General features: G+C 62.9%; 25 protein-coding genes and 1 tRNA gene. 17 read left to right on the top strand and 9 right to left on the bottom strand.

Translation table 11 applies throughout. From position 1 onward, the window contains the following. Window positions 1-60: 60 nt before the first annotated feature. A complete protein-coding gene (locus AC0L3I_RS10060) occupies window positions 61-540 on the bottom strand; it encodes a BA14K family protein (protein WP_473526782.1) in 480 nt (159 codons plus the stop codon). 275 nt (window positions 541-815) lie between these two features. Here AC0L3I_RS10060 and AC0L3I_RS10055 point away from each other — a divergent pair. After that, window positions 816-891, top strand: a tRNA-Lys gene (locus tag AC0L3I_RS10055). A 141-nt stretch (window positions 892-1,032) separates the two neighbouring features. Here the strand turns inward: AC0L3I_RS10055 and dprA are convergent. Genes dprA through AC0L3I_RS10035 form a run of 4 tightly spaced genes read right to left on the bottom strand, consistent with a single transcriptional unit; the run spans window position 1,033 to window position 5,024 of the window. Next, window positions 1,033-2,157, bottom strand: a complete 1,125-nt coding sequence (gene dprA / locus AC0L3I_RS10050) for a DNA-processing protein DprA (protein ID WP_473526781.1) — start codon at window positions 2,155-2,157, stop codon at window positions 1,033-1,035. Beyond that, window positions 2,154-2,741 carry a glycerol-3-phosphate 1-O-acyltransferase PlsY gene (gene plsY, locus AC0L3I_RS10045; protein WP_473526780.1) on the bottom strand — a complete coding sequence of 196 codons (588 nt, stop codon included), beginning with the start codon at window positions 2,739-2,741 and terminating at the stop codon, window positions 2,154-2,156. The genes dprA and plsY overlap by 4 nt, the downstream gene beginning before the upstream one ends. A gap of 19 nt (window positions 2,742-2,760) precedes the next feature. Further along, complete coding sequence (locus tag AC0L3I_RS10040) at window positions 2,761-4,047, bottom strand: dihydroorotase (RefSeq protein WP_473526779.1); 1,287 nt, start codon at window positions 4,045-4,047, stop codon at window positions 2,761-2,763. Then, on the bottom strand, window positions 4,044-5,024 hold the full coding sequence (locus AC0L3I_RS10035; RefSeq protein WP_123145822.1) for an aspartate carbamoyltransferase catalytic subunit: 981 nt from the start codon (window positions 5,022-5,024) through the stop codon (window positions 4,044-4,046). The genes AC0L3I_RS10040 and AC0L3I_RS10035 overlap by 4 nt, the downstream gene beginning before the upstream one ends. Before the next feature lie 164 nt (window positions 5,025-5,188). Here AC0L3I_RS10035 and AC0L3I_RS10030 point away from each other — a divergent pair, with 164 nt between their 5' ends. The 3 genes from AC0L3I_RS10030 to AC0L3I_RS10020 all read left to right on the top strand — a co-directional run bounded on the left by AC0L3I_RS10030 (window position 5,189) and on the right by AC0L3I_RS10020 (window position 7,835). Further along, window positions 5,189-6,817 carry a DNA alkylation response protein gene (locus tag AC0L3I_RS10030; protein WP_292185425.1) on the top strand — a complete coding sequence of 543 codons (1,629 nt, stop codon included), beginning with the start codon at window positions 5,189-5,191 and terminating at the stop codon, window positions 6,815-6,817. A 128-nt stretch (window positions 6,818-6,945) separates the two neighbouring features. Further along, window positions 6,946-7,524, top strand: coding sequence for a hypothetical protein (locus tag AC0L3I_RS10025; protein WP_473526778.1), 579 nt, complete (start codon window positions 6,946-6,948; stop codon window positions 7,522-7,524). Then, window positions 7,524-7,835, top strand: coding sequence for a DUF6105 family protein (locus AC0L3I_RS10020; protein ID WP_123145824.1), 312 nt, complete (start codon window positions 7,524-7,526; stop codon window positions 7,833-7,835). Before AC0L3I_RS10025 ends, AC0L3I_RS10020 begins: the two co-directional genes overlap by 1 nt. Here AC0L3I_RS10020 and ruvX read toward each other — a convergent pair. Beyond that, the gene (gene ruvX / locus AC0L3I_RS10015; protein ID WP_123145825.1) at window positions 7,802-8,287 is read right to left on the bottom strand and encodes a Holliday junction resolvase RuvX; all 486 of its coding nucleotides are present in this window, start codon (window positions 8,285-8,287) and stop codon (window positions 7,802-7,804) included. The genes AC0L3I_RS10020 and ruvX overlap by 34 nt on opposite strands. A gap of 100 nt (window positions 8,288-8,387) precedes the next feature. On the opposite strand from ruvX, the gene AC0L3I_RS10010 reads away from it, so the two are divergent. The 5 genes from AC0L3I_RS10010 (at window position 8,388) to AC0L3I_RS09990 (ending at window position 12,394) form a co-directional block, all read left to right on the top strand. Beyond that, a complete protein-coding gene (locus AC0L3I_RS10010) occupies window positions 8,388-9,095 on the top strand; it encodes a metal-dependent hydrolase (protein ID WP_473526777.1) in 708 nt (235 codons plus the stop codon). A gap of 144 nt (window positions 9,096-9,239) precedes the next feature. Then, window positions 9,240-9,527 (top strand): Asp-tRNA(Asn)/Glu-tRNA(Gln) amidotransferase subunit GatC, encoded by a 288-nt coding sequence (gene gatC / locus AC0L3I_RS10005; protein WP_473487030.1) that lies wholly within the window; start codon window positions 9,240-9,242, stop codon window positions 9,525-9,527. 7 nt (window positions 9,528-9,534) lie between these two features. Continuing rightward, a complete protein-coding gene (locus AC0L3I_RS10000; protein WP_473487029.1) occupies window positions 9,535-9,993 on the top strand; it encodes a GNAT family N-acetyltransferase in 459 nt (152 codons plus the stop codon). Then, the gene (locus AC0L3I_RS09995; protein WP_473487028.1) at window positions 9,993-11,558 is read left to right on the top strand and encodes an amidase; all 1,566 of its coding nucleotides are present in this window, start codon (window positions 9,993-9,995) and stop codon (window positions 11,556-11,558) included. The genes AC0L3I_RS10000 and AC0L3I_RS09995 overlap by 1 nt, the downstream gene beginning before the upstream one ends. 26 nt (window positions 11,559-11,584) lie before the next feature. Then, the gene (locus tag AC0L3I_RS09990; RefSeq protein ID WP_473487027.1) at window positions 11,585-12,394 is read left to right on the top strand and encodes a YdcF family protein; all 810 of its coding nucleotides are present in this window, start codon (window positions 11,585-11,587) and stop codon (window positions 12,392-12,394) included. Here AC0L3I_RS09990 and AC0L3I_RS09985 read toward each other — a convergent pair. Continuing rightward, the gene (locus tag AC0L3I_RS09985; RefSeq protein WP_473487026.1) at window positions 12,331-13,086 is read right to left on the bottom strand and encodes a DUF599 domain-containing protein; all 756 of its coding nucleotides are present in this window, start codon (window positions 13,084-13,086) and stop codon (window positions 12,331-12,333) included. The genes AC0L3I_RS09990 and AC0L3I_RS09985 overlap by 64 nt on opposite strands. 161 nt (window positions 13,087-13,247) lie before the next feature. Between AC0L3I_RS09985 and AC0L3I_RS09980 the strand changes: the two genes are divergently transcribed. From AC0L3I_RS09980 to AC0L3I_RS09965, 4 genes are all read left to right on the top strand, one after another. Further along, the gene (locus AC0L3I_RS09980) at window positions 13,248-14,651 is read left to right on the top strand and encodes an L-serine ammonia-lyase (protein ID WP_473487025.1); all 1,404 of its coding nucleotides are present in this window, start codon (window positions 13,248-13,250) and stop codon (window positions 14,649-14,651) included. 87 nt (window positions 14,652-14,738) lie between these two features. Next, window positions 14,739-15,176, top strand: coding sequence for a DUF1489 family protein (locus AC0L3I_RS09975; RefSeq protein ID WP_473487024.1), 438 nt, complete (start codon window positions 14,739-14,741; stop codon window positions 15,174-15,176). A gap of 98 nt (window positions 15,177-15,274) precedes the next feature. Continuing rightward, window positions 15,275-16,006 (top strand): vWA domain-containing protein, encoded by a 732-nt coding sequence (locus AC0L3I_RS09970; protein ID WP_473487023.1) that lies wholly within the window; start codon window positions 15,275-15,277, stop codon window positions 16,004-16,006. Then, on the top strand, window positions 16,006-16,704 hold the full coding sequence (locus AC0L3I_RS09965; RefSeq protein ID WP_473487022.1) for a DnaJ domain-containing protein: 699 nt from the start codon (window positions 16,006-16,008) through the stop codon (window positions 16,702-16,704). Before AC0L3I_RS09970 ends, AC0L3I_RS09965 begins: the two co-directional genes overlap by 1 nt. A gap of 45 nt (window positions 16,705-16,749) precedes the next feature. On the opposite strand, the gene AC0L3I_RS09960 is transcribed toward AC0L3I_RS09965, so the two are convergent. Then, entirely contained in the window at window positions 16,750-18,165 is a 1,416-nt protein-coding gene (locus AC0L3I_RS09960; protein WP_473487021.1) for a D-alanyl-D-alanine carboxypeptidase, read from the bottom strand. Between the two features lie 2 nt (window positions 18,166-18,167). On the opposite strand from AC0L3I_RS09960, the gene AC0L3I_RS09955 reads away from it, so the two are divergent. The 4 genes from AC0L3I_RS09955 to clpA all read left to right on the top strand — a co-directional run bounded on the left by AC0L3I_RS09955 (window position 18,168) and on the right by clpA (window position 21,920). Then, a complete protein-coding gene (locus AC0L3I_RS09955; protein ID WP_473487020.1) occupies window positions 18,168-18,410 on the top strand; it encodes a hypothetical protein in 243 nt (80 codons plus the stop codon). A gap of 71 nt (window positions 18,411-18,481) precedes the next feature. Then, window positions 18,482-18,811 carry a phasin family protein gene (locus tag AC0L3I_RS09950; protein WP_123145836.1) on the top strand — a complete coding sequence of 110 codons (330 nt, stop codon included), beginning with the start codon at window positions 18,482-18,484 and terminating at the stop codon, window positions 18,809-18,811. 307 nt (window positions 18,812-19,118) lie between these two features. Next, complete coding sequence (gene clpS, locus AC0L3I_RS09945; protein WP_473487098.1) at window positions 19,119-19,445, top strand: ATP-dependent Clp protease adapter ClpS; 327 nt, start codon at window positions 19,119-19,121, stop codon at window positions 19,443-19,445. A 6-nt stretch (window positions 19,446-19,451) separates the two neighbouring features. After that, window positions 19,452-21,920 carry an ATP-dependent Clp protease ATP-binding subunit ClpA gene (gene clpA, locus AC0L3I_RS09940; protein ID WP_473487019.1) on the top strand — a complete coding sequence of 823 codons (2,469 nt, stop codon included), beginning with the start codon at window positions 19,452-19,454 and terminating at the stop codon, window positions 21,918-21,920. An 84-nt stretch (window positions 21,921-22,004) separates the two neighbouring features. On the opposite strand, the gene AC0L3I_RS09935 is transcribed toward clpA, so the two are convergent. Beyond that, window positions 22,005-22,436, bottom strand: a complete 432-nt coding sequence (locus AC0L3I_RS09935; RefSeq protein WP_473526776.1) for an HIT family protein — start codon at window positions 22,434-22,436, stop codon at window positions 22,005-22,007. Window positions 22,437-22,536: the final 100 nt, after the last annotated feature.

The following is a 22,536-nucleotide window of genomic DNA, read 5'->3' as shown; positions in this document are numbered from 1 at the left end:
CCTGCGCCGTTGCCGGCGCGGGCTCTTCAACAACCCTTACTCAACTCTGCCCGGGCTTGATCAATAGGGCGAGATGCACTGCCGGCGGGGGCCGTAGTAAGGCTGGTACGTGTTGTCATAGGCCCGGTAGGATCTGTAGGGGCTGTAGCACCACCCCACGTGTGAACCGCCTCGATAGACGGGGCGGTACTGGTTGTTGATGATCGCGCCGGTGATCAGCGCGCCAGTGGCGAAGGCAGCCAGCGGGAACCAGTAGTCGCCGTGACGGCGATAGCCGCGACGATAATAGCGATAGCCGCGATGGCCGCGCCAATACTTGAAATCGTCACGGGCGAAATCGCGACGGTAAAAATCGCGATGGGAGAAATCGCGACGGGAGAAATCGCGGTTGAAACCACGCCTCCACCGCCTGTGTTCGACAGTCTGGACATCCGACGAGACGTTCTGACCCAGCGGCACGTAGATGGGCTGGGCATTGACGGGCACGATCTCCGCTACAACGAATGACGCTGGCAGCGCGGTCGCCAGCAAGCCCGACATGATCCTGTTCCTGATCTTCTCCTTGAAAGCGTCGTCCCTTGTAGCGACAAAAACGGGCAGGTTGCGCAATTGTTCCGCGAAAAATAGCAAGCTGCTGATTTGTAACGCGTCTCGGTTTTTGTGCGAGACAGCAACTCCGACCTTGTCGAGACGTTTTGCGAGGCGCCATGAGACCGCGAAAAGCCCGGCTTACGTGCCCACTTTTTCCGGTTGACCGGTCGAGGCACTCTCCCTATGTTCCGCGCAATTTCGAGGGCGGCATTCTGAGCCCGCGGGAGCGCGTAGCTCAGCCGGTAGAGCAACTGACTTTTAATCAGTAGGTCCAGGGTTCGAATCCCTGCGCGCTCACCATTGTTTCACGTTAAAATTCAGTTACTTAGGCTTATCCGCGGATTACTGCCACGACAAACGCGACCAGCAACAGGCGGATGAGGCGAGCATCGGGGCAGGTTCTCCCAAGAATCGTGTGCTGAGACATCCGGAAAACTCTGATCACACCAGCGAGACCTTCCCGCCGGCGTGGCGCTCCAGCCGGCCGGCGAGGTCGAGTTCCAACAGCACCATGAAAACCTGGGCGGGATGCAGGCCGGTGTGGCGGATGATTTCGTCGACCGCCACCGGCGTCGGGCCGAGCGCTTCGATGACGCGGGTGCGGTCGTGTTCGCCGGGCGGCGGCGTTGCCGAAAAGTCGGGCGGCTCTTCGAGCGGCGGCGCCTCTCGTGTCTGCACTCCGACTAAGGGGGCGATCGCATTGCTAATATCCGATGCCTCGGTGACCAAGGTGGCGCCGTCCTTGAGCAAGGCGTTGGCGCCGGCGGCGCGCGGATCGAGCGGCGAGCCGGGGACGGCGAATACCAGCCGGCCCATCTCCCCGGCAAGCCTGGCACTGATCAGCGAGCCGGAGCGTTGCGCGGCCTCGACCACGACCAGCCCCAATGCCGCACCGGCGACAAGGCGGTTGCGGCGCGGAAAATCCTGGGCGCGCGGCTGCCAACCGAACGGCATTTCCGAAATGATGGCGCCGCCGCGCTCGGCAATCTCGTTGCACAGTCCGGCATTCTCGGGCGGGTAGGGCAGGTCGAGGCCGCCGGCCAGCACACCGATCGTGCCAGTCGCAAGGCTGCCCTGATGTGCTGCCGTGTCGATGCCGCGCGCCAGGCCGGAGACGATGCCGTAGCCGTTGCGGCCGAGTTCGGCGGCGAGCGATCGCGCCATCTTGATCCCGGCCAGCGAGGCATTGCGGGCGCCGACGATGGCGACTGCCGGCAAGCGGAACACGGCGCCTTCGCCCTTGACCGCGAGCAGCGGAGGCGGATGGTCCATGCTTTTCATCAACGACGGATAGTCGGCCTCGCCGATGCCGACGAAGCGGGCGCCGGCCCGCCGGGCCATCTCCAGTTCCGCCTCTGCCTCGGCAATCGACGGGATGCGGACGCTCTTTCTAGCGCCGCCCGAAATCATCAGCTCGGGCAGCATCTCGAGCGCCGTCTCGGCCGAACCGAAGCGGTTGATCAGATCGCGAAAGGTGGCCGGGCCGACATTCGGCGTGCGGATCAAACGAAGCCAGCTCAACCGCTGCCGGTCGCTGAGTCGCGGCCCGGCGGCGCGCTGGCTCACTCCCTGGCCCCGATCTTGCTCTCGGTGCCGGCCAGCAGCCGCGCAATGTTGGCCCGGTGTTTTATGAAGACGATCAGGCTCATCAGCACGAACAGCCCGGCAATCTCAGGCGTGCTAAGGACATAGAGTGCAATCGGCACGACGACTGCAGCCGTCAGCGCCGCCAGCGAGGAATAGCGGAACAGGAAAGCAGCGGCCAGCCAGACGACGGCGAAGATCAGCGCCACCTGCCAGGCAAGGGCGGTCAGCACGCCGAGATAGGTGGCGACACCCTTGCCGCCTTTGAAGCCGAGCCAGACCGGAAAGAGATGGCCGAAAAAAGCGCCGAGGCCGGCCCAAGGCCCGAGTTCCGGTGCAAAGCGACCAGCGATCAGCACAGCCGCCGTGCCTTTCAGCGCGTCGAGCAGCAGCGTGGCGGCGGCCAGGCCCTTGTTGCCGGTGCGCAGTACATTGGTGGCGCCGATATTGCCGGAGCCGATATTGCGGACGTCGCCAAGGCCGGCGGCGCGGGTGATCAGGAGCCCGAACGGGATCGAGCCGAGCAGATAACCGAACACCAGCGCCAAGACGATGCCGTAAGCCATTGTTCCCCCAGATATGCCCCTAGGCTGAAAACACTGTGCGGCCCGCCACCATCGTTTGCAAGACCTTGCCCTGCAGCCGCGCGCCTTCGAAACAGGTGTTTTTCGAGCGCGAACGGATGCCGCTTTCGCTGACGATCCATGGCTCGTCGAGATCGACCAACGCAAGATCGGCGACCGCACCCGGCTTCAGCGTGCCACCGGGCAGGCCGAACAGTCTTGCCGGCGCCGTGGACAATGTCTCAACCAATCTAAGCAGCGTCACGTCGTCATTGTGATAGAGCCGCAGCGCCGCACCCAGCAGCGTTTCCAGTCCGATGGCACCGGCCGCGGCGTCGGCGAAGGGCAGGCGCTTGGTGTCGACGTCCTGCGGGTCGTGCGAGGATACGATGAGGTCGATCGTGCCGTCCTTGACCGCCTCGATCATCGCCATCCGGTCTTCCTCGGCGCGCAGCGGCGGTGTCAGCCGGAAGAAGGTGCGGTATTCGCCGACATCGTTCTCATTGAGCGACAGATTGTGGATCGAGACGCCTGCTGTGACATTCGCGCTGTCGGCTTTCGCCCGCGTTACCGCGTTTGCCGCCATGGCCGTCGAGATCTTGGCCGCGTGATAGGCGCCGCCGGTCAGCCGCGCCAGCGCAAGGTCGCGCTCCAGCGGAATGGACTCGGCCTCGCGCGGAATGCCGGCAAGGCCGAGCCAGCTGGCATAGAGGCCTTCATTCATGACGCCTGACGAGGCGAGGTCGGGGTCTTGGGTTTCATGAGCGATCACGCCGCCGAAATCGCGCGCATAGGTCAGCGCGCGGCGCATTACCAGTGCGCTTGATATGGTGTGCCGCCCGTCGGTGAAGGCGACCGCGCCGGCCTCGCGCAGCAGCCCGAATTCGGTCATCTCGCGGCCTTCGAGGCCCTTGGTGATCGCAGCCGCCGGAAAGATGTTGACGATGGCCGTGTCCTTGGCGGTGCGCAGCACGAATTCGACGAGCGCGACATTGTCGATCACCGGGTCGGTGTCGGGCATCATGACGATGGAAGTGACGCCGCCGGCGGCCGCCGCCACGCTGGCCGAAGCGATGGTTTCGCGGTGCTCACCGCCCGGTTCGCCGATGAAGACGCGCGCATCGATCAGACCGGGGATAACAGCCTTGCCGGCGCAGTCGATGACGACGGCATCTTGCGGAGCGCCCTGGTTCAATGCCGCCTTGCCGGCAGCGACGATCCTGCGGCCCTCGACAATGACCGTGCCGACCTCGTCGATGCCGCGCGACGGATCGACGATGCGCGCCCGGCTGAAGACCGTTGTGTTCATGCGCCGCGGCCCTCGAGGTTGCGGTCCTCACGATTGCGGCGGGGGTCGAGCAGGGCTTCCATCACCGCCATGCGCACGGCAACTCCCATCTCCACCTGTTCCTGGATGACGCTCTGCGGACCGTCGGCGATTTCCGAGGCGATCTCGACGCCGCGGTTCATCGGGCCGGGATGCATGACCAGAGCGCCGTCCTTGGCCGCCTTCAGCTTCTCGGCATCGAGGCCGAAATAGTGGAAATATTCGCGCACCGAAGGCACGAAAGCGCCTTCCATGCGCTCGCGCTGCAGCCGCAGCATCATCACCACATCCGCGTCCTTGAGCCCTTCGGCCATCGAACGGGTGACGATCACGCCCATTTTCTCGATGCCGGCAGGCAGAAGCGTCGACGGCGCCACGACGCGGACCTGGGCGCCGAGCGCATTGAGAAGCATGATGTTGGAACGCGCCACGCGCGAATGCAGGATGTCGCCGCAGACCGCCACGATCAGCTTCGACAGCGGGCCCCTGGCGCGGCGGATGGTCAGCGCGTCGAGCAGCGCCTGCGTCGGGTGCTCATGGGCGCCGTCACCGGCATTGATCACCGAGCAGCCGACCTTTTGCGCCAGCAGTGCGGCGGCACCCGCCGACTGGTGGCGGATGATCAATATGTCCGGCCGCATGGCGTTCAGCGTCATCGCCGTGTCGATCAGCGTCTCGCCCTTCTTCACCGAAGAACTGGCCACCGACATGTTCATGACGTCGGCACCGAGCCGTTTTCCGGCCAGCTCGAACGACGACTGCGTGCGGGTCGAGGCTTCGTAGAAGAGGTTGATCTGGGTGCGGCCGCGCAGCGTCGAGGTCTTCTTCTCCGACTGCCGCGAGATCGCGACCGCCCGGTCCGCCCTGTCCAGCAAAAGCTCGATGTCGGCGGGGGAAAGATCGCGGATGCCCAGAAGATGGCGGTGGGGATAGAGTGGCAGGGACGAAGCGTCGGTCATCTCAAGGCGCTGCTATAGGGTGGAGGACCTTTGGCTGCAAGCACCAGCTTTGGATTGCGGCCTTTCTCCCCGGTATTTTCGTCGCGCGGGTTGCGCGGCTTGGGCTATAAACCGCCGATGGCTTCGGATTCGTGGCCTTGTGATGATGATGATAAGGACAATGCGTGACCGACGACGTGACGAACCAGCCGCCGCCGCTGGCAGGCGGCAACGCCTGGCGGGGCGATCCGTTGCTGATCCAGCTTGCCGAGCGTTTTTCCGATCCGGTGCGCAAGGATCTCGACGGGCTCGGCCGTTTCGTGCTGACGCACGAGGCGCAGGAGCTGGCCCGCCTTGCCAATGTCGAGACGCCGAAGCTCAGGACCCATGACCGGCAGGGCCGGCGCATCGATCTGGTCGAGTTCCATCCAGCCTATCACGCGTTGATGCGCCGGTCGGTGGCGAACGGGCTGCATTCGTCGGTCTGGGAAAATGGCGATGCCGAGATCGGCCGCCGTCATCAGGTGCGCGCCGCCCGTTTCTACCTGACGGCCGAGCTCGAAACCGGGCATCTCTGCCCCATCACCATGACCAGCGCATCGCTGGCAGCGCTGATGGCAAGCCCGAAGCTTTTTCGCGAATGGGCGCCGCGTGTGACGACACGCAAATACGACCAGGGCCAAAAGCCGCCGGTCGAAAAGGCCGGGCTGACGCTGGGCATGGGCATGACCGAGAAGCAGGGCGGCACCGACGTCCGCGCCAACGTCACCAGGGCCGAGCGCGCCGGCAGCAGCTTCTATCGGCTGACCGGCCACAAATGGTTCATGTCGGCGCCGATGTCGGATGCGTTCCTGGTGCTTGGACAGGCGCCGGAAGGGCTTTCGTGCTTTCTCGTCCCCCGCATTCTCGGCGACGGGTCGGGCAACGGCTTCCGCTTCCAGCGGCTGAAGGACAAGCTCGGCAACCGCTCCAACGCGTCGTCCGAGGTGGAGTTCGTCAACGCCATCGGCGAGATGGTCGGCGAGCCAGGGGCGGGCGTCAAGACGATCATGGACATGGTGACGCTGACCCGGCTCGACTGCGCGATCGCCTCGTCGGCGATCATGCGTGCCGGGCTGGCCGAGGCCGTCCACCACACCCGTCACCGCCAGGTGTTTGGAACCAATCTGATCGAGCAGCCGCTGATGCAGCGCGTGCTGGCCGACATGGCGCTCGACGTCGCTGCGGCCACCGCGCTGTCGTTCCGGCTGGCGCGCTCCTTCGACGAGGCAGCCAGCGACCGCGGCGAGGCGGCCTTCGCGCGCGCCATGACGCCGGTCGTCAAATACTGGGTCTGCAAGATCGCACCACCGCTGCTCTACGAGGCGATGGAATGCCTCGGCGGCAATGGCTATGTCGAGGAGGCGCCGCTCGCCCGCTACTATCGCGAAGCTCCGGTCAACGCGATCTGGGAGGGATCCGGCAATGTCATGGCGCTCGACGTGCTGCGCGTGCTGGGGCGTGCACCCGGCCTGTTCGAGGAGGTGCTGGCCGGCATCGATCGCGATCTCGGCGCCGGCGGACGCGGCACCGTCGGTGTGCTCAAGGCGGCAATGCAGGTCGCGGCAACCGACGAGGGCTCGGCCCGCCTGCTCACCGAGCAACTGGCGCTGTCGGCGGCAGCGGCGGAGCTTCGCAGGCTGGGGGCAGGGCGGATCGCCGACGCCTTCGTCGAGACGCGCCTCGCCGGCCAGTGGCGCAACACTTATGGCATGCTCGATTCACGCCATGACGCGCGGATGATCATCGATACGCTTTATCCGCCGGTCACCTGAGAAGAGACATGGGAGGGTTTCTCGTCGTCTGTCGCGCCGCTGTGGATGACCGTTAACCTTAACAAATGGTTTCCATTGCGATGGCGGGCCGCAAAGCCCACTGTCCTGTTTACGGAAGCAGGAACGCCATGCGGCACATATTAAGCTCCTTTCTGGCCTTGCACTGGGCGGTCGTTTTCGCCCTGCTGGCGTTCATCTGCATCGACGGGAATCGCGGTGTTGCGGCAGCGCTTGGCGTGCTCGGCGTCCTCCTCCAGAACACCGGCTTCGTCGACCTCGAAAAGGCCGTCGTCGTGGCACCGCTTGCCGTAGCGCTGCTGGTCGTCGCGGTGCTGTTCTGCTGGGCTTTTGTCGAGACTCTGTTTAGCGACCCGACAAATCCGGACGCCACCGACAGCGTCGTGCGGGTCGCCTTCATCTCCGCCTCCGGCGTACTGTCGCTGATTGTCGTCGGCGGCGCCGCGCAAGGCATCAACGGGCTATTCATGGCTATCGCGGTGCAACTGGCGGCACTGCTGGCTTCCTATGTCGCCATGCTCGCAGAGCGGCGGTCGGCCCTTGCCGCAACGGTTCCGGGCACCGGTGAAGTCCGTGCCGCCGCGCATATGATGGCGAAGGCGGCGGCGCACAACTCGGCGCTCTCGCGCATTTCCGGCCGGCCGGACGCAAGCTTCGGGCCGGACACAAACTTGAGGGATCGCCGCTGATGCGCACCTTGTTCGCGCTATGGGCGGCCCCGCTCGCCCTGTTCTGGGGCTGGTTCTTCCTGTCGCTCAACGATATCAATTTCGGCTACGTCATGCTGAGCCGCCAATTGCATGACCTCGTCTTCCAGCTCTATGGGGAAATGCTTGGCATCGATCCGGCGCTCATTCCCGGCATGGTGGCAAAGGCCTGCATCCTCGACAGTCTGCTGCTCATGGCGTTTTGGGCGTTCCGCCGCCGCCGGGTGATCGGTGGCTGGATCAGGATAATGCTCGACCGCTATTTCGACCAGGCACCGACGCCGAGCGCCTGAAGCCGGTCGAGAACGCCCTGCAGAATAAAGGCCGCCGCGGCGGAATCGATCTTGCCGGCGCGTTTGCGGCGCGAAAAATCCATCTCGATCAACGTCCGCTCAGCCGCCACCGTCGACAGTCGCTCGTCCCACAAAACGAAGGGCAGGTCGGTCACAGCAGCCATGTTGCGGGCGAAGGCGCGGGATTTCTGGGCGCGCGGGCCTTCCGACCCGTCCATGTTGACCGGCAGACCGAGCACCACGGCCCCGACGTTCTCTTTCTGCAGCAAGCCGAGCAGCACAGCTGCATCCAGCGAGAATTTCCTGCGCATGATGACGGGACGCGGGTGGGCGAAGGCAAAGCCCCGGTCGGAAACCGCGACGCCAATGGTCTTGTCGCCGAGGTCGAGCCCGGCCAGCGTCTTGCCGCCGCTGAGCCGCGCCGGCAGCTCTTCGATGGTGATGATGCTCAACGGCTTTCCTTCGACTGCTGCCCGCAAAGGACGCTGCGGGACTTTAATTTCACTGCCGGCGTTCTATCCTTTGGCAAAGCAAAAATCGAGGAAGGCATTCATGAAACTGACCTGGTACGGACATTCCGCATTTCGCATCGAAACCACCGACGCGAAAGTCCTCATCGATCCCTATCTGATCGGCAATCCGTCATGGAAGGGCGGCTGGGAAGAGCCGGCGGAAGGGGTGACGCATGTCCTTTTGACCCACGGCCATAGCGATCACATCAGCGGTGCGCTTGAAGTGCTTGGGAAAAGCGGCGCCATGCTGGTCGCCAATTTCGAGGTCTGCATGTACCTGGTCGGCAAGGGCGCCAGCGACAAGAAGATCAATCCCGGCAATATCGGCGGCACCGTCGATTGCGGCGGTTTCACCACCACCTTCGTCCAGGCGCTGCATTCATCGTCATTCCCAGGTGACAATGGCCAGAACACTTATCTCGGCAATCCAGGCGGTCTCGTCCTGCATTTTCCGGAGGACAAGACACTCTATCACATGGGCGACACCGACATCTTTTCCGACATGGCGCTGATCAACGAATTACATGAGCCGAAGATCGGCATCGTGCCGGTCGGCGACCGCTTCACCATGGGTGGCGCAGTGGCAGCCCTTGCCTGCCGGCGCTTCTTTCAGTTCGAGACCGTCATCCCCAGTCACTTCGGCACGTTCCCGATCATCGACCAGACCGCCGACAAGTTCGTCGCGGGGTTGCAGGGATCCGGCGTGAAGGTGGCGTTGCCGCAGATCGGCGGGACGATCACCTTGTAGAGGATGCAAAGCCGGCAGCTATTTCCTCTGCGACGGCGTGGCCCTGCCTTGGACCTTCTGGGCCGGTTCTCGGCACGATGTATGTTGCGCGGCACGCGCCGCGCCGCTATAGCGCGGACTGGTTTTCCCGAGGCACAAACAAATATGTCCGTTGATGTCAAGACTGTGAAGCGCGTCGCGCATCTCGCCCGTATTGCGGTGAGCGAGGAGGATGCCGAGCGCATGACCGGCGAGTTGAACGCCATTCTGGGCTTTGTCGAGCAATTGAACGAGGTCGACGTTTCCGGCGTCGAGCCGATGACTTCAGTTATCCCGATGGAGATGAAGAAGCGCCCGGACGTCGTCACCGACGGCAGCAAGGCGGCCGACATCGTCGCCAACGCACCGGCCACCGAAGAGAATTTCTTCCTCGTTCCGAAGGTCGTGGAGTAGCGGGCCGATGGCAATCGAGATCGCCATCGAGACGCCGCTGCAGGACGACGTGCGCGGGCTGGTTAAGGAACTCAACGACACGCTGCTGGAACTGACGCCGCCGGAGCACTGCTTCCACATGACCGTCGAACAGATGGCCGACAATGACACAACCGTCTTCATCGCTCGCGACACCGGCCTTGCCATCGGCTGCGGCGCGCTGAAGCGCCACGATGGCGCCGTCGGCGAGGTCAAGCGCATGTACGCGCGGCCTTCGCATCGTGGACGGAAGATCGGCGCCAGGATCGTCGAGCGGATCGAAGCGTTGGCGCGCAATGAAGGGCTGAAGCGTTTGGTGCTGGAAACCGGCGACCGCCATCCGGCTGCGTGGACCGTCTATGAACGCGCCGGATTTTCGCGCTGCGGCCCGGTGCTGGACTACCCTGATGCCGAGTGGTCGGTGTTTTACGAAAAGAGCCTTGCTTGATGAGCGACCTGACCCACCTGACGATTTCGCAGGCCCGCGCCATGCTGCGCACCAAGGAAATCACCGCAACCGAGATCACCGAAGCCTATCTCCAGGCGATCGAGCGGGCCAATCCGGCGCTCAACGCCTATGTCGTCGTTACCGATGACAAGGCGCGCGACATGGCCAAGGACTCGGACGCGAAGCTGGCGAAGGGCGAGGGCGGGTCGCTCGAAGGCATTCCGCTCGGGATAAAGGACCTGTTCGGCACCGAAGGCATTCACACCCAGGCCTGCAGCCATGTGCTGGACGGGTTCAAGCCGCACTACGAATCGACCGTCACCGCCAATTTGTGGGCCGACGGCGCCGTCATGCTCGGCAAGCTCAACATGGACGAGTTCGCCATGGGCTCCTCCAACGAGACCTCCTACTACGGCCCTGTCGTCAATCCGTGGAGGCGTTCGCGCCTCGACACGGTGGTGATGCCGACCACGCATCAGGGCGATGGCGGTTTTGTCTCGGCCGGCGGCACCCGGACTGCGCGTACGCTCGACAATGCCCAGCTTGTGCCGGGCGGCTCGTCGGGTGGCTCGGCCTCCGCCGTTTCGGCGCTCCTGTGTGCCGGCGCCACCGCCACCGACACCGGCGGGTCGATCCGCCAGCCCGCCGCCTTCACCGGCACCGTCGGCATCAAGCCGACCTACGGCCGCTGCTCGCGCTGGGGTATTGTCGCCTTTGCTTCGTCGCTCGACCAGGCCGGACCGATCGCCCGCGATGTGCGTGACGCCGCGATTCTCTTGAAATCCATGGCCTCGGTCGATCCGAAGGACACCACCTCGGTCGACCGGCCGGTGCCGGATTACGAGGCGGCGATCGGCAAGCCGATCAAGGGCATGAAGGTCGGGATCCCCAGGGAATACCGCGTCGACGGCATGCCTGAGGAGATTGAGGCGCTGTGGCAGAAAGGCATTGCCTGGCTGAAAGATGCCGGTGCTGAGATCGTCGACATTTCGCTTCCGCATACCAAATATGCGCTACCCGCCTATTACATCGTCGCGCCCGCCGAAGCCTCATCAAACCTCGCCCGCTATGACGGCGTCCGCTACGGGCTGCGCGTGCCGGGCAAGGACATCGTTGACATGTATGAAAAGACCCGCGCCGCTGGCTTCGGCCGCGAGGTCAAGCGCCGCATCATGATCGGCACCTATGTCCTCTCCGCCGGCTACTACGATGCCTACTATCTGCAGGCGCAGAAAGTGCGGAATCTCATCAAGCGGGATTTCGAAAATGCATTCGCGGCGGGCGTTGATGTCATCCTGACACCGGCAACGCCATCGGCGGCCTTCGGCATCGCCGACGAAGACATGGCCGCCGACCCGGTCAAGATGTACCTCAATGACATCTTCACGGTGACGGTGAACATGGCTGGACTGCCGGGCATCGCCGTGCCCGCAGGGCTAGACGCCAAGGGCCTGCCGCTCGGCCTGCAGCTCATCGGCCGGCCCTTCGACGAGGAAACTTTGTTCCAGACCGCCCATGTGATCGAGCAGGCGGCGGGTACGTTCCAGCCGGAAAAGTGGTGGTAGTGTCGTCTCCCAGCTGAGGGTGAGGGATGTTCTACTATCTTTCCAAGGTATTTTGGCTCCTCGTCCAGCCGTTGAATCTGGCGATCATCCTGCTGCTGGTTGCGTTGCTTGCTGCCTTGGTCGGGCGTAAAAAGCTGTTTGCCACCGGCAGCTGGCTGGCCTTTCTCATCCTCGCCCTCTCGACCTGGACCTCGCTCGGCGCGCTGATGCTCAACCCGCTCGAAGAGCGGTTTCCGCGCCCGCCGCTGCCGGAAAAGGTCGATGGCATCGTCGTGCTCGGCGGCGGCATGGAGGGCGCCATCAATTTCGTGCGTGGCGGCTATGAACTGAGTGCAAGCGGCGATCGGATGCTCGCGGCGGCCGTGCTGGCACGGCATTTTCCGACAGCGACAGTCGTCATCTCAGGCGGCACCATCGCAATGATCGGCGAAGGCGAGGGCGATGCAGAGACGGCGCCGCGTCTGTTCGCCGCGCTTGGCGTGACGGCCGATCGGCTGATCCTCGAGAAAAAATCCCGCAACACCTACGAGAACGCCGTCTTCACCCGGCAACTTGTCACCCCGAAACCGGGCGAGACCTGGCTGCTGGTGACCTCGGCCTTCCACATGCCGCGCGCCAAGGCGCTGTTCGACAAGGCCGGCTTTGCCACCGTTCCTTGGCCGGTCGATTACCGCACCTCCGGCAAGGAAGGCATCGGCATGTTCCGCGACGATCCCTTCGGTTCGCTGCAAACCGCCAGCACGGCGGTCCGCGAATGGATCGGGCTCGTCGCCTACTGGCTGTCGGGCCGCATCGATCGGCTTTTCCCCGGACCGGGTGTTGGTTCGGGCGGCTGACCGATCACGGCTTGCCGCGCCGCCGAGAAGAACTGGCGACGCACCAGAACCGCCAGCAACAGCAGCGTCGACAGTACGAACACCGTTGGGTCGACGAACCAGCCGAGATAGCCGATCGAGAAGAAGACGCCGCGCATGCCGGAATTGAAATGTTTTCCGGCCAGCATGTTCATGCGCGCCGCCCGCCATACCGCGGTTTCGCTGACCGGGTTGCGTGAAGCCTTGCCGTGCCGGATCGGCACCGCACCGATCAGGATCGAGCAATAGTTGAACAGCCGGTAGGCCCAGCCGAACTTGAAAAAGGAATAGGCAAGGATCAGCACCAATCCGAACACCTTCATCTGAAAGGCGGAGCGGGATGATGTCGCGCCGAGGGGCAGATCGCTCAGCATCGAAACAACCTGATCGGAGGCGCCGAGCAGGGCAAAACAGCCGCCGATCGCAATCAGCGAACTGGAGGCGAAGAAGGCGGTTCCCTGTTGAAGACCTGCCATAATGGCGGTGTCGACGATGCGGATCTCGCGTTCGGCCATGGTCCGCATCCAGGCTTCGCGCTGGACGTTCATCGCTGTCGTCAGCGACATGCGGCTGACCAGCTTCCCGTCGGAGGCGAGCGTATGCAGCACCCATACGAAAAGGAAGAAGGCCAGCGCCACGAGGTCGGCCGTCGACAAATGAAAGGAATCGCCCATGCGACCCTTTTACCACAAGCGGTGGCCCCGCTTCGATGGCGGAACGCAACGATGTCGCTGCCGGAGCAAACAAGGTCGGCAGGTGCAGCGCCGCGATCTTCGAAAGAGCGGAAACATCACAGGAATTCCTATATGTAAATTCCAATAGGAGAGAGCGGCGCGTGTTCCTTTCGGTTTTCGACCTGTTCAAGATCGGCATTGGACCATCGAGTTCGCACACGATGGGGCCGATGACGGCTGCGCGGCGTTTTCTCGACGAGGTCGCGGGAGATGACTGGCCACGCCCGGCCGGCGCCAAGGTCGACCGCCTCGCTGCCAGCCTGCACGGCTCGCTTGCCTATACCGGCATCGGCCATGGTTCCGACCGTGCCGTCGTGCTCGGCCTTGCCGGCCAGATGCCGCAGACGGTGGACCCCGATCAAGCGGACAGCATCGTCGACCGTATTGCCGCCGACAAGCGGATTTCGCCGCCCGGCCATCCCTCCTATCGCTTCGACCCGGCAACGGACCTGGTGCTGGACCGCAAGACGCCGCTTTCCGGCCACGCCAACGGCATGGCCTTCTCCGCCTATGATGCCGACGATCGCCTGCTGCTCAAGCGCATCTATTATTCGATCGGCGGCGGCTTCGTGGTTTCCGAGGAAGAACTGCAGCGGATGAAGGTGAAGGGCTCGGTGACGACGGAAGGCAAGAAGGTTCCATACCCCTTCAAGAACGCCGTCGAGATGCTGTCGATGGCGGCAAAAAGCGGTCTTTCCATCGCCGACATGAAGCGCGTCAACGAAGAGACGCAGATGCCGCGCGAGGAACTCGACGCCGGCCTCGACGGCATCTGGAGCGCCATGAAGAGCTGCATCGAGCGTGGCCTGTCGCAGGACGGCATCATGCCGGGTGGGTTGAAGGTGCGCCGACGCGCGCGGCGATTGCATGACAAGCTGCAGGAGCAGTGGCAGCAGAACCGGCCCAATCCGCTGCTCGCCAACGACTGGCTGTCGATCTATGCCATGGCGGTGAACGAGGAGAACGCCGCCGGCGGGCGCGTCGTCACCGCGCCGACCAATGGTGCTGCAGGCACGCTGCCCGCGGTGCTGCGCTACTGGCTGCATTTCCATCCCGAGGCCGACCAGCCAAGCATCCGCGATTTCCTGCTGACCGCGGCGGCGATCGGCGGCATCATCAAGACCAACGCTTCGATCTCAGGCGCCGAGGTCGGCTGCCAGGGCGAGGTCGGTTCGGCCTCGGCGATGGCGGCAGCGGGGCTGTGCGCCGTCATGGGCGGCACGCCCGAGCAGGTCGAGAACGCCGCCGAGATCGCACTTGAACATCATCTCGGCATGACCTGCGATCCGGTCGGTGGGCTGGTGCAGGTGCCTTGCATTGAGCGCAACGCGCTCGGCGCCGTCAAGGCGGTGACCGCTGCTTCGCTGGCCATCAAGGGCGACGGCGTTCATTTCGTGCCGCTCGATGCCGCAATCGAGACCATGCGCCAGACCGGGCTCGACATGAACGAGAAATACAAGGAAACCAGCCTCGGCGGACTGGCCGTCAATATCGTGGAATGCTGACCCAGACTCGGCACTGCGAACACTGGCACTGTGGAGAAAGTCGACCCGACCGTTGACGCCTTCGCACGCCGGACTAAACCTTAATCCATGTCTCTCAATCTCATAAAGCTCTGTGTCGGCTGCGACAGCGTCGAGGACCTCGAAGGGTGGATCGCCTTCCGCCTCGACGAACGGCGGCGCGCCGGTGAACCGGTCGAGCACTACCACACCACCCGCATGATGCCGACGCGCGGCGCCGAGGTTACCGATGGCGGTTCCCTCTACTGGGTGATCAAGGGCAATGTGCAATGCCGCCAGTTGATCACGGAGATCCGTCCTTTCACCGATGACGACGGCATCGGCCGCTGTCATCTGATGCTCGATCCCGCGGTCGTGCGCACCGAATGGCAGCCGCGCCGCGCCTTTCAAGGCTGGCGCTACCTGAAACCGTCGGACGCACCGGCCGATCTCGGCAAGGGTAAAGCGGGACTGGTCGAGATGCCGCCGAAACTCAGGCGCGAGCTTGCCGATCTCGGCCTTCTCTAGGAAGGCCCCCCAAAATTCAAAGCTGCCGTGACCGCTGGCCCTCCAGTCGCCTCATGCTGGGCTTGCAAGCTGTGCGACAACGCCACATCTTGAATGTCATGAGCGACAAGAAGCAGCCCGTGCCCGCAAAGGCCAATCCTGCGCCGGTCGAGTTCCAATCGAGCACCGGCGAGATCGACGCCTTTATCCGTCAGGCGAGGACGCTCGCTGCGTCCGCGACCGGTTCAGGCAGGCTGATCCTTTCCCTCGACGCGACGATGAGCCGCCAGCCGACCTGGGATCTCGCCTGTGCGCTGCAGGGCGAGATGTTCGACGCCGTCGGCAAGGCCGGGGCGCTCAAGGTCCAACTGGTTTATTTTCGTGGTCTTGGCGAGTGCCGCTCATCCGCTTTCGTCACCGATACGGACGCGCTGAAGCAGCTGATGACGCGGATCGAATGCCGCAGCGGCCATACCCAGATCGGCAAGGTGCTCGCCCATGCGCTGAAACAGACGGCGGCGGCCAAGGTCAACGCGCTGGTCTATATCGGCGATGCGATGGAAGAAAATATAGACGACCTGGCCGAAAAGGCCGGCAGCCTCGGCCTGCACGGCGTTCCTGTCTTCGTCTTTCAGGAGGGCCACGATGCCGAGGCGGAAAAGGCATTCAAGGAAATTGCGCGGCTGTCCAAAGGGGCTTGGTTTCGATTTGATCGGCGGGCGGCCGCAACCTTGGCCAGCCTGCTTTCGGCGGTCGCCGTGTTTGCAACCGGCGGGCTGAAGGCACTGGAGGCCAGGGGGAGGCCGGAAGACCGGCTGATGATCGAGCATCTGCGGGGCGGCAGGAAATAATGGGCGCGATTATCGCATTCGTGGCGTTGCTTTTGGTGCTGCTCGGCGTGGCCACGGTATTTCTCCGCGCCGACCCCGCGAAACTCGCAAGCGGGATGAGGACGCTTGGCCCCGTCCTGCTGGCGCTGATCGGCGTCGCCGTGCTTCTGGTCGGACGCGAAGGCATCGGCGGCTTGATCCTGTCGACGGCGCTCGCCTGGTATGGCTCGATGCGGATGAAGCGGCCGACGGCGAAACTGGAGCCGGGCAAGCATTCGACGGTGCGCACCGCGGCACTCGAAATGGAGCTTGATCACGATACCGGCAGTCTGGAGGGGCTCGTGCTCGCCGGCCGCCATGAAGGCAAGATGCTTGGCACGATGAGCCTTGCGGAATTGCAGCAGCTTTATCGCGAACTCCCCGGCGACCCGGAGAGCCGCCAGTTGCTAGAGACGTATCTTGACGGCAGATTTCCCATCTGGCGCAAAGACGCTGAGGCGAATGGTGGCGACGGGCTGGGTGTTTCGCCAGGTTCGGGCGCCATGACTAAGGAGGAGGCCTACAAGATCCTTGGTCTTGAAGCGGGGGCCGCCGCGGCGGATGTCCGCAAGGCGCACCGCCGCCTGATGCAGCGCTTGCACCCCGATATCGGCGGCACTTCTTTTCTGGCGGCGCGGATCAATGAAGCCAAGGACGTCTTGCTCTCCGATCACAACTAGTCTCCTTCGACGCAGAATTTTTCCGGGAGATGTTTTCGACGCCGTCTATTGCTGGACGGCGTAGCACTCGATTTTCTTTTTCTTCAGGGCGTTGCAGGCTTTCCAGGCGGCAGTCTTCGAACCAAAGCCGAACCGGGCGCGGTAGTAGGTGACGCCGTCCTTTTCGAAGGCGACGGTGAAACCTGTGGCATCGGCGAGGATCGAAGGCGCCTGCTTGCTCGTCTCGTCCAGGAGAGCCTGGGCTTCGGATTGTTTTGGCGAAGAGGCGACCTGGACTGCCCAACCGGACGGCACCGATGCGGTGTTGACGGGATCGACCGCCGCCGGTTCGGCGTAGGCAGCTGCGACCCGTGCCGTCGCCACATCGTCCGCCGTGGCCGCGGCCACTGTGTTGACCTTCTTGGTCTGAGAGACGGGCCTGGTCTGGGCGACGGGGCTGGTTTCTTCAACGGCGGGCTCGGTTTCCTCAACTAGCGAGGCAATGGCATCGCCGTCCGGGGCATCGTCGTCCGGCCTGCTGTCCGGCGTCGGCGCATCGCGCTTGGGCAGGAACACTTTTGCCAGCGCGGTGATGGGATTGCCGCCGCTGGCCTTGGCGATCAGCATGCCGCTGCCGCGCGAGGATGCCTTCGGCATGTAGGTGTTGATCAATGCGGCCATCTGGTTGTCGCGGCTGCCGCCGGATTTCCCGCCTATGATCACTGCGACGATGCGGCGATCGCCGTCGTCGACCGAGGAAACGAGATTGTAGCCGGAGGCGCGGGTGTAACCGGTCTTGATACCGTCGACGCCCTTGATGCGCCCAAGCAGGCGGTTATGGCCGTTGATGCGCTTGCGGCCGTAGAGAAAGGAACGCTGCGAGAAATAGCCGTAATACTGCGGAAAATGCTCCCGCAGCGCGATGCCGAGCACCGCCATGTCGCGCGCGGTCGTGAATTGACCGGGATTTGGCAAGCCGTGGGCGTTGCGGAAAACGGTCCCCTTCATGCCCAGCGCCCGCGCCTTGGCTGTCATCATGTGGGCGAAATTGGCTTCATTGCCACCAAGAAGCTCGCCGAGCGCCGTTGCCGAGTCGTTTGCCGACTTGGTCACCATCGATAGGATCGCGGTCTCGACCGTGATCGCGCCGCCCCGTCTGACGCCGAGTTTCGTTGGCGGTTCAGCAGCAGCATTGGCCGAGAAGACGACCCGGGAGTTCTTGCTGACCTTGCCGTTCGCCATGGCCTCGAAGGCCAGGTAAAGCGTCATCATCTTGGTGAGCGAGGCCGGGTAGCGCCGACCATCGGCATTCGAAGAATAAAGCACCTTGCCGGTCTTGGCATCGATGACGATGGCCGCTGACCTCGCCGCCATCGACGAAGCAGCGTCGGCAACGACGAATGTCATCGCCAAAGCGAGGATCATGATCGTTTTCAAAGAGGACGAGGATTTGGAGAGAATGCCCGACAACGCCTGACGCACCGATGGTTCCTTTGAATTTTTTGTTGCTGGAGGCGGCAAAGGTCCTGCCTCACTTCAAGCAAGCTATCGCGGTCAGCGTTACCAATCCGTTTATGGTAACCACCGTGTTCACCATTTTCCTCGGGCTTGAGCTTCTCTTTATTCGAATCTTAGCCATTGCCGGTGGCTGGGCCTGTATGCCGCGCCGGTCGGCTGGAACCGCTCTCGGTGAAACATTGACTTTTTGTGCAGTGCACAATATATAACTTGCATTGCACAACGCGGCCCCGGACAGGGCGCGTCTACTGTTCAACGTCAACTGTCAAGGGAGCGTGAAATGACTCAGACCTATGAAGATTTCAGCAAATACGGCAAGGAGTTTGCCGACACCGGCTTGAAGAGCTTCGCATCCCTTTCCAAGGGTGCGCAGGCCATCGCCACCGAGGCGGGCGAGTACACCAAGAAAAGCTTCGAGGCCGGCAGCGCAGCAGCCGAGAAACTTTTGTCGGCCAAGTCGCTGGAGAAGGCGATCGAGATCCAGTCCGATTTTGCCAAGCAATCGTACGAAGCCTTCGTCACCGAAGCGACCAAGATCGGCGATCTCTATGCCGAACTCGCCAAAGAGGCCTACAAGCCGTTCGAATCAATGGTCGCAAAAGCGAAATAATCTCGCTATAATGTGAAGATGGCCCTCGGGCCTGCAAGACAGACCCGGTCGCGAACGCGCGGCCGGGTTTTTTACAGACCCGGTCGCGAACGCGCGGCCGGGTTTTTTCATGGCAATTTGAAAAGAGGGCTCTGCTGCCTTCACGATTTCGAAAAATCGGTCAAGTTTGGCCACCTAGCCATATTGTCAGCTAAACAGAAGGGCTTAAAATCGTCCATCGAAGACCTACATGTCGAACTCATATGGGGATTCGAAAAGGCAGGGCTACGTGACGATTGGTTTGACTGCCACGAGAGATGTAGTGCGGATGCAAAACGGCGGCGACGGCAATGAGGCCGGTCGCGGCACGGCCGTCATCACGCGCACCAAGACCAAGATCAAGAAGCCTAGCCTTTATCGGGTCCTCATTCTCAACGACGACTACACGCCCATGGAATTCGTGGTTCACGTGCTGGAGCGTTTTTTCCAGAAGGACCGTGAAGCCGCCACCCGCATCATGCTCCATGTTCACAATCATGGAGTGGGCGAGTGCGGGGTCTATACATTCGAGGTGGCCGAGACCAAAGTGTCTCAGGTCATGGATTTCGCCCGACAGAATCAGCATCCGCTGCAATGCGTGATGGAGAAGAAGTGAGGTAACATGCCGGCTTTCTCCCAAGGCCTGGAAAAGGCGCTTCACCAGGCGCTGACGCTCGCCAATGAGCGGCACCACGAATACGCAACCCTTGAACATTTGCTGCTCGCCCTTATCGACGACACCGAGGCGGCCGCGGTCATGCGGGCCTGCAACGTCGATCTCGACGAGTTGAAGCATACGGTTCTCACCTATATCGACACCGAGCTCGACAATCTCGTTACCGGCTATGACGAGGATTCCAAGCCGACGGCCGGTTTCCAGCGCGTCATCCAGCGCGCGGTGATCCATGTGCAGTCGTCCGGCCGCGAGGAAGTCTCCGGCGCCAACGTGCTCGTTGCCATCTTCGCCGAGCGCGAGAGCCATGCCGCCTATTTCCTGCAGGAACAGCAGATGACCCGCTACGACGCGGTCAACTACATCTCGCATGGCATCGCCAAGCGTCCCGGCGCATCCGAGACGCGGTCGCCGCGCGGCGCCGACGACGAGCAGGGCGGCCAGAGCGGAGCCGAGCCGCAAGAGGACGGCGGCAAGAAAAAGCAGCAGCAGGACGCGCTGACCGCCTATTGCGTCAATCTGAACAACAAGGCCAAGGCCGGCAAGATCGATCCGCTGATCGGCCGCGAGTCCGAGATCAACCGCACCATCCAGGTGCTGTGCCGCCGCTCCAAGAACAATCCGCTCTATGTCGGCGACCCCGGCGTCGGCAAGACGGCGATCGCCGAAGGCCTTGCGAAGCGCATCGTCGAGGGCGACGTGCCTGAAGTTCTGCACAACGCCACCATCTTCGCGCTCGACATGGGAACATTGCTGGCCGGCACCCGCTATCGCGGCGATTTCGAGGAGCGGCTGAAGCAGGTCGTCAAGGAACTCGAGGATTATCCGGGCGCGGTTCTGTTCATCGACGAGATCCACACGGTGATCGGGGCAGGGGCGACGTCGGGCGGCGCCATGGATGCGTCGAACCTGTTGAAGCCGGCGCTGTCGTCCGGAACGATCCGCTGCATCGGCTCGACCACCTACAAGGAGTTCCGCCAGTTCTTCGAGAAGGACCGCGCTTTGGTGCGGCGCTTCCAGAAGATCGACGTCAACGAGCCGACCATCGAAGACGCCATCGAGATCATGAAGGGTCTGAAGCCGTATTTCGAGGAGTTCCACAAGGTCCGCTACACGGCTGAGGCGATCAAGGCTTCGGTCGAATTGTCGGCGCGCTACATCAACGACCGCAAGCTGCCGGACAAGGCGATCGACGTGATCGACGAGACCGGCGCCTCGCAGATGCTGGTGCCGGAGGCCAAGCGCAAGAAGACCATCGGCATCAAGGAGATCGAAGCGACGATCGCCACCATCGCCCGCATTCCGCCGAAGACGGTTTCCGCCGACGACGAGAAGGTGCTGGCCGGTCTCGACGTCGAGCTGAAGCGTGTCGTCTACGGTCAGGACACCGCGATCACGGCGTTGACCTCGGCGATCAAGCTGGCGCGGGCAGGCTTGCGCGAACCGGAGAAGCCGATCGGCTCCTATCTATTCTCGGGACCGACCGGCGTCGGCAAGACCGAAGTGGCAAAGCAGCTCGCCGCCTCGCTCGGTGTCGAGCTGATCCGCTTCGACATGTCCGAATATATGGAACGCCACACCGTCTCGCGGCTGATCGGCGCGCCTCCCGGCTATGTCGGCTTCGACCAGGGCGGCCTGCTGACCGACGGCGTCGACCAGCATCCGCATTGCGTGCTGTTGCTGGACGAGGTCGAGAAGGCGCATCCGGACCTGTTCAACATCCTGTTGCAGGTCATGGACCACGGCAAGCTGACCGACCACAACGGCAAGCAGATCGACTTCCGCAATGTCATCCTGATCATGACCACCAACGCGGGCGCCTCGGATGCGCAGCGCGCGGCGATCGGTTTCGGCTCGACCAAGCGCGAAGGCGACGATGTCGAGGCGATCAACCGGCTGTTCACGCCGGAGTTCCGCAACCGTCTCGATGCGATCATCCCGTTCGGCTCGCTGCCGATTCCGGTCATCCACCAGGTGGTGCAGAAGTTTGTCATGCAGCTTGAGGCCCAGCTTTCCGAGCGAGGCGTTACCTTCGACCTGTCGCAGGAGGCGATCGCCTGGCTGGCCGAGAAGGGCTACGACGAACGAATGGGTGCGCGGCCGCTCGGCCGGGTCATCCAGGAGCACATCAAGAAGCCACTGGCCGACGAGGTGCTGTTCGGTAAGCTCAAGAAGGGCGGCACGGTGCGTGTCACCGTCGAGCAGAAGGAGACCGGCGAGACCGGCCTGAAGCTCGAGTCACTCGCCGACGAGGCGCCGGTCAAGCCGAAGAAGGAAGAACCGGACGACACGCCGAAACCCAAGAAAGCTGCCATCAAGAAGCCCGTCCCGAAAAAGGCGATCGCGCAGAAGGCGGAGCCTAAGGGCAAGGATGGCGGCAAGCGCAGCCTGGTGCCGCAACTGCCCCGCAAGGGGTGATGACCTGAAAGCTAAAAAGCCCCGGCAACGGGGCTTTTTTATTGGATAAAGAGTGGCCGAAGGCGTGGTGCGCGACGCCCGGCTTCAGCTTCCCAGCGCCGTTCGTATCTTGCCGGCGTTCTCAGCCAACACTTCTGGATTCTCCATCTGGCCGCTATGCGGCTTCAAGGGGATGCCCTCGAAGCGTGGAATGATGTGAACATGGAGGTGAAAGACGGTCTGGCCCGAAGCAGGCTCGTTGAACTGCATGACTGTGACACCATCGGCATCGAAAGCGTTTTTTACTGCCCGCGCAACTTTCTGGACATTTGCGAAGAGCGGGCCGAACACTGCCGGATCGGCATCGAGCAGGTTGCGCGACGGCGCCTTCGGCACAACCAGCGTATGACCCGGCCCTTGCGGCATCACATCCATGAAGGCGACAACTGCGTCATCTTCATAGACGCGATGCGACGGGATTTCACCGCGTAGGATTTTCGCGAAGATATTGCTGCTGTCGTAGGTGGCTTCGGCCATGGCGTGCGCTCCGGATTGTGCCTTGCTCTACCGTACCGACCCGAAAATCGGAATTGATTTTCGGAAAGTACGATGCGGAGATTCAAAGTGTTAGAGCCTA

This window comes from Mesorhizobium sp. WSM4840, from assembly GCF_055811755.1.
The sequence above is the reverse complement of the archived record's forward strand: the minus strand, read 5'-3'. Positions and strand labels throughout refer to the sequence as shown.